Genomic DNA, 9,843 nt, shown 5'->3' with positions numbered 1-9,843 from the left:
TCATCAGCGCGGTCAGGTCAGCCTTCAGCCCGGCATAATCCAGCTTGCCGAAAGCCTCGGCATAGTCGAAATCGCCCAGCGGGTTTTGCGCGGCGCCATGCTGGTGCAGGATGCCCAGGTTCAGCTGATTGGGCCACCAATTGCGGTTGCCCCGCGTCTCATTCTTTGCGTTGTGACCGTGAACGGGGCACTTGCCGGCGGTATCCATCGGGATCTCCTGTGAATCAGTTTGGAATGGTTCTAACAGGGGCTTATGATTAGTTGAACTTGTATTTACTGATAGATGCGATAAGTTTTCCTGATGAACCTGACCCTGAAACAGCTGCGCTATTTCGACGTTCTGGCGCGGCATGGCCATTTCGGTCGCGCGGCCGAGGTGGCGGCGATATCGCAACCGGCTTTGTCGATGCAAATCAAAGAGTTGGAAGAGGGTTTGGGCGCGCCTTTGTTCGAGCGTGGCCGTCAGATGCGGCTGACGTCCTTTGGGGAAGACTTCTTGCCCAAGGCGCGCGAAATCCTGCGGCAGGTTGATGAGCTGTCCGACCTTGCCCGGGCCGCGCGGGAGTCGTTGGTGGGGCGATTGCGGCTGGGGGTGATCCCGACCGTCGCGCCCTATCTGCTGCCGCGGATCGTGGCGCGGCTGGGGGTCAGTCATCCCGATTTGGATTTGCACATCCGCGAGACGGTGACGCCACGCCTGATGGCCGAGATGGAGGAGGGCCGGATCGACACCGCCATCGTGGCTTTGCCAGTTTCCGAACCCGCGTTCACCGAGGTGCCGCTCTTCACCGAAAGCTTTGTCCTCGTGCGCCCCGAGGCTGACCGCGACTTGCCGGTTCCCAGCCCCGAGGCCCTGCGCGAGATGCGGCTTTTGCTGCTGGAGGAGGGCCATTGCTTCCGTGACCAGGCGCTGAGTTTCTGCGGCATGGGGCGCAACACGCGCGAACTTTTGGATGGGTCCTCGCTGTCGACTTTGGTGCAGATGGTGGGGTCCGGGATCGGCGTGACGCTGATCCCGGAAATGGCGGTCGAGGTCGAAACCCGATCCGCCCGGGTCAATATTGCGCGGTTCAGCGTGCAGCCGCAAAGGACCATCGGGATGATCTGGCGCCGCGCCTCTCCGCTGGCCCGACAACTGGCGCAGATCGCGGAAGTCGTGCGGCTCAGTAGCCTTTAGAGGTCTGGGCAGTGGTGTTCTGATAGCCCGCCACCTGGGTCGCCAGCGCATTGGCGAATATCCGAACATCCGTGAGGAGTGACCCGAAATCGAAGCCAAGGCCCTGCACGCGGCGCACCATGTCCACCGATCCGCAATGGCAACCGGCGACCTTGCCCCGGGCTTTGGCGCGGGCGCCGATCTCGGCGATGGCCGCAAGGACCTCGGGCGCCGAGGGGTCCAACGTCGGCTCATAGCCCAGCGACAGCCCAAGGTCAGAGGGGCCGACATAAACGCCGTCGATGCCCTGAACGCCAAGGATCGCGTCAAGGTTATCAAGCGCTTGGCGGGTCTCAACCATGGCCAGAACAAGGACCGTGTCATTGGCGGACTTCACATAGCCTGCGCCATGCACCATGTTCGCCCGCGTCGGCCCAAAGCTGCGACCGCCCAAGGGCGCATAGCGCGCGGCCTGCACCAAAGCCCGCGCGTCGGCCTCGGTGTTCACCATCGGACAGATCAGCCCCGAAAAGCCCGCATCCAACACCTTGGCGATGATCCCGGGCTCGTTCCAGGGCACGCGGGCCAGCACCGGCGCGGGCAGGCCCTGCAGCACTTGGCACATCGACAGCGCCATCGGATAGTCGATCAACCCGTGTTGCAGATCGACCGTCACCATGTCGAACCCGGCCCGCCCGACGATCTCGGCCACCACCGCCGAGGGGATGGCGCACCAACCGTTGATGGCTTTTTCACCCGTGGCAAAACGCGCTTTCAGCATAACCAATCCTTCAATGCATTGGTGAAAAGACCGGGGGTCTCCAGGGGCGGAATGTGACCGGCGCCGGGCAGGATCACAAGCTTTGACCGCGGCAAAAGGCGGGCCATCAGGTCATGCCGGTCACGAGGGCACAGGCGGTCATGCTCTCCCATCAGCACCAGCGCAGGGCCCGGATAGGCGGCCAAGGTCGCCTGTTGATCCCGCCTGTCCCGCAAAGCGAGCGATTGTTCAGCAAAAACCCGCGGCCCAAGGTCCAGTGCCATTTGCAGGCACAAAGCCTCGGCCTTGGGCTGGGGTTTGGCGAAGTAATTCGGGATCAGCGTGTCGGTCATCAGACCGCCAAGATCAGATACCGAACGGGTGATCTGTAACGCGCGGCGGGCCTGAACCTCGGGCGCCTCGGCCAGGGGGTTGGTGTCAAAAAGCGCCAACCGCTCGACCCGTTCGGGGGCAAGGCGCAGCACCTCCATTGCCAGTATCCCGCCCATCGACAGCCCCGCCAAAGCGAACCTTGGCGGAGCCGCAGCCAGGACCTGAGCCGCCATCGCGGACATGCTGGACCCTGTCGGGGTCATGTGGATCACATCGGTCAGCGGGATCACGCCCCACATCCGGTGGTCACACATCATCCCCGGCAAAAGGACCAGCGGCAGGCTCACAAAAGCCGCCCCGTCGCACCGGCCGGATCATCGGTCGACATCACCCGGTAAAGCGAGACCTCGCCGGTCATCGCGGGCGTCAGGCTGTGTTCCAAGCCCGGGGGAATCGCGGCCGTATCGCCGGGGTTCAGCACGGTGGAGCCTTCGGACCAGGACAGACGCCAATGGCCGCGCATCGGCATCAGGATCTCATGCTGGGTCAAGGTATAGGAGGTCGCTGGCAGCGATCCGCGCGACAGGAACTCGACCTCAAAGCCCGGGCGGTCGCGGAGCTTGCCTTCGGCACCGATCACTTTGGCGGGCTGGCGATCCGACAGCGCCATCAGATCGTGGTAGCGGGCGACGTGGTTCGGGATCACTTCGGCGGTGGTGGGCTCGGGGAAGGCCTTCAGCTCTTCATCCGTCAGCAAGGGCATCGGCGGCACGCCTTCGGGCAAGGACTGGCCCTTTTTCGTGTCGTAAAGCTTGCCGTTCTTCCCCAGGATCAAGCCGTAGTCCTTGGCGTCGGTGATGACCTGAGGCGCCCAGACCACGCCGCCGCCGGCATCGTCGCCGCCCAAAACGGCCATGATCATCCCGTAATCGGTGCCGACGTTTTCAAAGGCGCGGAAGATGCCGGTCGGGATGTTGAAGATATCGCCTTCCTCGGCGATGAACTCGCCCGCCGTGCCATAGCGACCCCAAAAGAACCGCCAGCGGCCCTTCAGGACGAAGAACACTTCCGCCGTCCGGTGGGTGTGCAGGCTGTTCCGGCACCCCGGAGGCTGGCCCGCGGCCCCGATGTTGAACCCGGGCGTCTCGCGGATATGGACATGCTGATCGGGCGACTCGCTGACGCCGCCGCCGATGATCGTGAAGTTTTCCTTCTGGTTCGAGCCCGGCGTATGGGCGTCGATGAAGGCGGTCTTGCAGGGGCGCAGCTCGCCATAGCGGACGATGCGGGCTTCCATCTGGGCAGGGGTCATTTCAGGGGCCTTTCAGGGATTGGGTCAGTCGGCGGTCCAGCCGCCATCGACGACAAGCGAGGTTCCGGTGATCATTGCGGCGGCATCCGAGGCGAGGAAAGCCACGGCGCCCATCAGGTCCTGAACCTCACCCACGCGGGGCAGTTTGATCTTGCTGGCGATCCAGGCGGCGCGTTCAGGATTGGCGAAGGTGACGGCGGTCAATTCGGTGCGGATGAAGGTCGGCGCGATGGTGTTCACGCGGATGGAATGGGGGCCCCATTCGATCGCCATGGATTTGGTCATCCCCTCGACCGCGTGTTTGGTGGCGGCATAGACCGCGCGGTCGATGCCGCCGACATGGGCCATCTGGGACGAGATGTTGATCAGCGACCCCGGTTTGCCCTCGGCGATCAGCTTGCGCGCAACGGTGCGCGTCAGGAAATAGGCGGCGCGGAAGTTCAAGCCTTGGACGGCGTCGAAATCCTCTGGCGTGGTGTCGATGGCCGGAGAATGTCGCGCGGTCCCGGCCGAATTCACCAAGACGTCAAAGGCGGGCATGGCGGCAAGCGTCGCTTCGGTCGCCGGAACATCGGCGATGTCCAGGATCAGGGCGTGGGCGCGCATCCCCTCGGCCGCCATCTGGGCCACAAGGGCCTCAAGCTGATCCCGGCGGCGCGCGGCCAACCAAACCTCGGCGCCCTGTTCGGCAAGGGCCACAGCGGCGGCGGCGCCGATGCCAGAGGAGGCGCCCGCCACCAAGGCCCGGCGGCCATCCAGCCGGAAAGAGGGGGTGCGCGGCAGGGTCATGCGCGTGTCAGTCATTCGGCGGCTTCTCCATAGGGGACATTTTGTCCACCATAGCGCCGCACGCGAATGTTGCACTGTTCGGCGTGACCCACGAACCCCTCAAGCATACACAGCCGACTGCCATAGCGACCGATCAGGGCGGCGGCCTCGTCGGTCGTAACGCGCTGATAGGAATGGGTCTTCAGGAACTTGCCGACCCAAAGCCCGCCGGTATAGCGCCCGGCCTTTTTCGTGGGCAAGGTATGGTTGGTGCCGATCACCTTGTCCCCGTTCGCCACATTGGTCCGCGGCCCCAGGAACAGCGCGCCATAGCTGTGCATGTTGTCCAGATACCAGTCGTCGCGGTCGGTCATCACCTGGACATGTTCACTGGCGATGTCATTGGCGACGGCCAGCATCTCGTCATGGGAAGTGCAAAGGATGACCTCGCCGTAATCGCGCCACGACACCGCGGCGGTGGCGGCGGTCGGCAGGATCGTCAGCAGGCGGTCGATCTCGGCCAAAGTGCCCTCGGCCAGCTTGCGCGAATTGGTCAGCAGCACGGCCGGAGAGTTGTAGCCATGTTCCGCCTGACCCAGAAGGTCAGTGGCGCACAGCTCGGCATCGACCGTGTCATCGGCGATCACCATGGTCTCGGTCGGGCCTGCGAACAGGTCGATGCCGACGCGGCCATACAGCTGACGTTTCGCCTCGGCCACATAGGCATTGCCGGGGCCGACCAGCATATCCACCGGCTGAATGGTCTGTGTGCCGATGGCCATGGCGCCGACGGCCTGCATCCCGCCCATCACATAGATCTCATGCGCGCCACCCAGGGCCATGGCGGCCACGATGGCCGGATGCGGCGCGCCATGCACCGGCGGGGCGCTGGCGATGATGCGCGGCACACCCGCAACCGAGGCCGTCAGCACCGACATATGCGCGCTTGCCACCATCGGGAACTTGCCGCCCGGCACATAGCAGCCAACCGATTGCACCGGAATGTTGCGATGGCCAAGGAAGACGCCGGGCAGCGTTTCGACCTCGATATCGGTCATGCTGGCGCGTTGGGCTTCGGCAAAGCGGCGGATCTGCGCTTGGGCAAAGCGGATGTCCTCCATGTCGCGGGGGGCGACCTTCTGGATCGCGGCCTCGATCTCGGACGGCGTCAGGCGGAAGGCGGGCGGGTCATAGCGGTCGAACTTGACCGACAGGTCGCGCACCGCCTGGTCGCCCCGCGCCGCGATATCGGCCAGCACGGTTTCGACTGTCACGCGGACCGCCGCATCGTCCGCCGCCCGTTCCGACTCGGGTTTGCCGCGCTTGAGCCAGGTGGGTGCCATGTCGCCCTCAGGTTTGAATACGTTTGCAATATGGATAGGCCAAAGCCGGGCGCAATGGCAAGGGGGCGATTGCAGGACGGGGCGGAAATTTCTGTGCGCAAGTTTTGAGCGCCCAGATTCCCAAGCTTTTCCCCTGCTTTTCCGGGGCGTTGCGACAGGGACGGCGGAAAAATACGCGGCTGCGGGTTTCGCTGTTTGCAATCGTATTCAACGTATCCTAGAAAAGGGCAAATATCCCCCGCGTGACGGAGACATCAGATGACGCATCGTGAAGCCTATCCTGCGGCCAAAGTGACCTGGGTCAAGGCCCCCACAAGGTCAGCCGAGGCCGACAACCGCCCCGTGGCCGACCTTGTCGCCAAGGTTCTGGCCGATGTGAAGGCCCATGGCGACGCGGCCGTCGCGCGCTATGGCGCCGAGTTCGACAAATCCGATCTGACGGTTTTCGAGGTGACGCAGGCGCAGCGTGAGGCCGCGGTGGCCAACCTGGACCCGCAGACCCGCAAGGATACCGAATTCGCGATCACCAATGTCCGCCGCTTTGCGCAGGCGCAGCTGGCGACGATCCTGCCGCTGGATGTCGAACCCCTGCCCGGCGTTTTCATGGGCCACCGCGTCATCCCGATCGAGCGCGTGGGCTGCTATGTCCCGGGCGGGCGCTTTCCGCTTTTGTCGGCGCCGATCATGACCATCGTTCCGGCCAAGGTGGCGGGCGTGAAGGAGGTCATCGCCTGCCTGCCGCCCAATGCGCATGAGGCGATGGTGGCGGGCTGTCACCTGTCGGGCGCGGACCGCATCTTCCGCATCGGCGGCGCTCAGGCGATTGCGGCCATGGCTTATGGCACCGAAACCGTGCCGGCCGTGATGAAGATCATGGGCCCCGGCAATGCCTTTGTGAACGAGGCCAAGCGGCAGGTCTTTGGCCCCGTCGGCATCGACCAACTGGCGGGCCCGTCAGAGATCTATGTGCTGGCGGATGAGACCGGCGACGCCGAAATGTTGGCGACCGACCTGCTGGCCCAGGCGGAACATGATGTGCGCACGCGGGTGGGTCTGATCACGACCTCCAAGGCCCTGGCCGAGGCGGTGGTGGCCGAGGTGGAAAAGCAGCTGGCAACCCTCTCGACGGCCCATGTCGCGGCGCCGGCTTGGGCCGATTACGGCGAAGTGGCGGTCTGCGAGGACGAGGCCGCGATGATCGCCTATTCCGACTTCATCGCCGCCGAACATCTGCAGGTTCACACCAGCGACCCGCATGGGCTGGCGGCCAAGCTGACGAATTATGGCTCTTTGTTCATCGGGGAACTCGCCTCGGTGGTCTATTCCGACAAATGCTCGGGCACCAATCACACGCTGCCGACCATGGCCGCGGGGCGCTATACCGGCGGGCTTTGGGTCGGCGCCTATGTCAAGATCGCGACGCATCAGTGGCTGACCGAAGAGGGCGTCAAGCAGGTGGCGCCTCCGGCGGCGCGGCAGGCGGCGAGCGAGGGGCTGGAAGGCCATCGCCGCGCGGCCCAGCTGCGACTGGATCGGATGCAGGTGCGCGGTTGACACACCCGGGGGACTTCGCGTCCCCCGGACCCCCTGCGGGATATTTCTGAAAAGATGAAAAGGGCGGTTGCGCCCTTTTGTCATGGGTGCAGCAGGGAATGGACCGTGGCGCGCTCATAGGCTTGGGCGGCGCGGCAGACCAAGGCGTCGGCGCCGTTGCGGGCGATCAGTTGCAGGCCCATGGGCAGGCCATCCGCAAAGCCGCAGGGGATCGAGATGGCGGGTTGACCGGTCAGGTTGAAGGCGATGGTCCGCATCGGCGTCCAGACCGCCTTTTCGCCGTCAAAGGCCGAAAAGGGCAGCGCCGGGGTCAGGGTCGTGGCGGTCAGGATCAGATCGACGCCTTCCATCGCGCGGGTCATCTCGGTCTTCAGGCGGGCTTGCGCCTTGCGCGCCAGTGCCACGTCGTCATCGGTCAACACGGCGCCGAAGGCCAGGCATTGCAGGGTCGGGCGACCGTAAAGATCCTGAGAGGACGCAATCAGGGCCTGATGTTCGGCCAGCGCTTCGGCGTGCAGGATCACCGAGGCCGCGGCCTCGGTCGTGGGGTAGTCGGGCAGGTCGATCAGCCGGATGCGGGCGCCCAACAGCGACAAGGTCGAGGCGGCTTCGTCCATCAGCCGGACCAGTTCGGGATGGGCCTGCGGGTCATCCGCAAACCAGGCGCGCGCAAAGCCGATGGTCAGGCCGCGGATGCCGTCGTTCAGCGTCGGCATCACGGGGGCTGCGTCCGACAACAGGTCCAGCGTCATCGCGGCCTCTTCGACCGTGCGGGCCAGCGGGCCGATATGGTCCAGGCTGGGCGAGAGCGGGAAGGCCCCTGCCCGCGCGGTGCGACCGTAAGACGGCTTCAGCCCGACGCAACCGCAATAGGCGGCAGGCGCGCGGATTGACCCGCCGGTATCGGTGCCCAGCGACACACGCACCAGCCCCCCCGCCACGGCGGAGGCCGAGCCGGAAGAGGAGCCACCGGTGATATGGGCCGGGTTCCAGGGGTTGCGGGCGGGCGGATGGGCCAAGGTGAAATCCGGGCCGACCATGGCGAATTCGTAGGTGGCGACCTTGCCGATCAGGACGGAGCCCGCCGCGCGCAGGCGGGCGACGGTGGGGGCATCCGTTTCGGCGATGCGATGCGCCAGCGCGCGCGAGCCCGAGGTGGCGGGCTGACCGGCGACGTCGATCAGGTCCTTTACGCCCACCGGGATGCCGCAGAAAGGGTTTGCCTCACCGGCTGCGATGCGGGCATCGGCGGCCTTGGCCTGGGTCAGGGCATCGGCGGCGATATGGGTGAAGGCCTGCAGCGGACTGGCGGCGATGCGGGCCAGGGTCGCCTCGGTCAGGGCAACCGAGGTCAGGCCCCGGCGCAGGGCAAGCGCGGCCTCGGGAAGTGTCAGGTCACAGGGATCAGTCTTGGGGCCAGTCTGGGGGTCAGTCATCTTTGGCAAGGTATTCCGTGATCTTGGCCACCTCGGCGCGCAGGTGGCGGGCACCGGCCAATGCGGCCTCCATCGCCTTGGGCGACAGGCGCAGGCCCTTGGCCTCGATGGCTTTTTGCAGATCGGTCATGCGCGGACCCCATGGCGGCGGGTTGATCCGCGGATCGTCAGCGCGCCGGGCAGGACGACTTGCGTGGCGATGGCCTCGCCGGTCTGGATCGCGGTCATCAACAACTCGACGGTGGAGGCGACCATCTGATCGGCGTGCTGGCGATAAGTGGTCAGGTTATAGGACGGCCAACGCGCGGGCGGCACATCGTCAAAGCCCACGACCGAGACATCCTCGGGGATGCGCAGGCCCAGTTCAAAGCGCAGCACATCCATGACGGCGAAGGCCATGTGGTCGTTGCCGACAAAGACCGCATCCGGCCGACGTGAGGTGGCGAACAGCTCTCGGGCGGCCGATTGCGCGGCGTTGTGGTCGAAATTGCCATCGGCGCGGGCGAAAAGCGTCTGGCCCGCCGCCGCAAGCCCGGCACGGAACCCGGCCTCACGGTCGCGCTGCGTCGTGGCGCCTGCGAAACCGGCGATATAGGCGATGCGTTCATGGCCCAGCGAACACAGGTAATCGGCGACCGCGCGGCCGCCCTCGAAGTTGTCGGTCGTGACCGAGGACAGCGACGGATCATCATGGGCGCGGTTGAACAGCACGACCGGCAGGCCCGTCGACTGGCAGCGCGCCGCAAGGTCCGAGGACAGCGCGACCGAGGCCAGGACGATGCCATCGACCTGATAATCCATCAGCTCCCGCACGATCTGATCGACATTGGCCGAAGCCACCGGCGCCAGAAAGATCAGCACGTGGTAGCCGACCTTTTGCAGATCGGCGGACAGGCGCTCCACCATCTCGGGGTAAAAGTAGTTCTCCAGATAGGCGACCACCAGACCGATGATCCGGCTTTTCCCCGACTTCAGCGACCGCGCCAGCACGTTTGGCCGATACCCAAGCTGGGCTGCGGCGGCCAGGACCTTTTCCTGGGTCTTCTTGCTGACCGAAGACCCGGGCGTGAACACCCGGCTGACGGCGGATTGGCTGACACCCGCAAGGGCTGCGACCTCCAGTGACGTGACTTTATCGTTGGCCAAGTTGCCCTCCCGCAATCGGACTAGCCTTGGCCGGA

General features: G+C 65.2%; 11 protein-coding genes. 2 read left to right on the top strand and 9 right to left on the bottom strand.

Annotated elements, in window-relative coordinates; genetic code table 11:
• A partial coding sequence (locus NX862_RS16685) for a hypothetical protein (RefSeq protein WP_264495073.1) occupies positions 1–208 on the bottom strand: 208 nt, incomplete at its 3' end.
• A 90-nt stretch (positions 209–298) separates the two neighbouring features.
• Here NX862_RS16685 and NX862_RS16680 point away from each other — a divergent pair.
• The gene (locus NX862_RS16680; protein ID WP_264495078.1) at positions 299–1,177 is read left to right on the top strand and encodes a hydrogen peroxide-inducible genes activator; all 879 of its coding nucleotides are present in this window, start codon (positions 299–301) and stop codon (positions 1,175–1,177) included.
• Here NX862_RS16680 and NX862_RS16675 read toward each other — a convergent pair.
• From NX862_RS16675 to hisD (NX862_RS16655), 5 genes are read right to left on the bottom strand one after another with little or no spacing between them, the layout of a single operon-like run.
• Positions 1,164–1,937, bottom strand: coding sequence for an HpcH/HpaI aldolase family protein (locus NX862_RS16675; RefSeq protein ID WP_264495072.1), 774 nt, complete (start codon positions 1,935–1,937; stop codon positions 1,164–1,166). The genes NX862_RS16680 and NX862_RS16675 overlap by 14 nt on opposite strands.
• Positions 1,931–2,563 (bottom strand): alpha/beta fold hydrolase, encoded by a 633-nt coding sequence (locus NX862_RS16670; protein ID WP_264495071.1) that lies wholly within the window; start codon positions 2,561–2,563, stop codon positions 1,931–1,933. The genes NX862_RS16675 and NX862_RS16670 overlap by 7 nt, the downstream gene beginning before the upstream one ends.
• 29 nt (positions 2,564–2,592) lie before the next feature.
• Positions 2,593–3,561 (bottom strand): cupin domain-containing protein, encoded by a 969-nt coding sequence (locus tag NX862_RS16665; RefSeq protein ID WP_264495070.1) that lies wholly within the window; start codon positions 3,559–3,561, stop codon positions 2,593–2,595.
• A gap of 24 nt (positions 3,562–3,585) precedes the next feature.
• Positions 3,586–4,350: an SDR family NAD(P)-dependent oxidoreductase gene (locus NX862_RS16660; protein WP_264495077.1), complete on the bottom strand. Its 765-nt coding sequence runs from the start codon at positions 4,348–4,350 to the stop codon at positions 3,586–3,588.
• An 11-nt stretch (positions 4,351–4,361) separates the two neighbouring features.
• Complete coding sequence (hisD, locus tag NX862_RS16655) at positions 4,362–5,672, bottom strand: histidinol dehydrogenase (RefSeq protein WP_264495069.1); 1,311 nt, start codon at positions 5,670–5,672, stop codon at positions 4,362–4,364.
• A 258-nt stretch (positions 5,673–5,930) separates the two neighbouring features.
• Here hisD (NX862_RS16655) and hisD (NX862_RS16650) point away from each other — a divergent pair, with 258 nt between their 5' ends.
• Entirely contained in the window at positions 5,931–7,226 is a 1,296-nt protein-coding gene (gene hisD / locus NX862_RS16650; RefSeq protein WP_264495068.1) for a histidinol dehydrogenase, read from the top strand.
• Between the two features lie 80 nt (positions 7,227–7,306).
• On the opposite strand, the gene NX862_RS16645 is transcribed toward hisD (NX862_RS16650), so the two are convergent.
• The 3 genes from NX862_RS16645 to NX862_RS16635 are packed head-to-tail and all read right to left on the bottom strand — an operon-like array spanning position 7,307 to position 9,808.
• Entirely contained in the window at positions 7,307–8,662 is a 1,356-nt protein-coding gene (locus NX862_RS16645; protein WP_264495067.1) for an amidase, read from the bottom strand.
• Positions 8,655–8,792: a hypothetical protein gene (locus NX862_RS16640; RefSeq protein ID WP_264495066.1), complete on the bottom strand. Its 138-nt coding sequence runs from the start codon at positions 8,790–8,792 to the stop codon at positions 8,655–8,657. Before NX862_RS16640 ends, NX862_RS16645 begins: the two co-directional genes overlap by 8 nt.
• The gene (locus NX862_RS16635; RefSeq protein ID WP_264495065.1) at positions 8,789–9,808 is read right to left on the bottom strand and encodes a LacI family DNA-binding transcriptional regulator; all 1,020 of its coding nucleotides are present in this window, start codon (positions 9,806–9,808) and stop codon (positions 8,789–8,791) included. The genes NX862_RS16640 and NX862_RS16635 overlap by 4 nt, the downstream gene beginning before the upstream one ends.
• Positions 9,809–9,843 lie beyond the last annotated feature (35 nt).

It is taken from the genome of Stagnihabitans lacustris, assembly GCF_025950525.1.
GTDB lineage: Bacteria > Pseudomonadota > Alphaproteobacteria > Rhodobacterales > Rhodobacteraceae > Stagnihabitans.
This window is presented reverse-complemented; position numbering and strand designations above follow the sequence as displayed.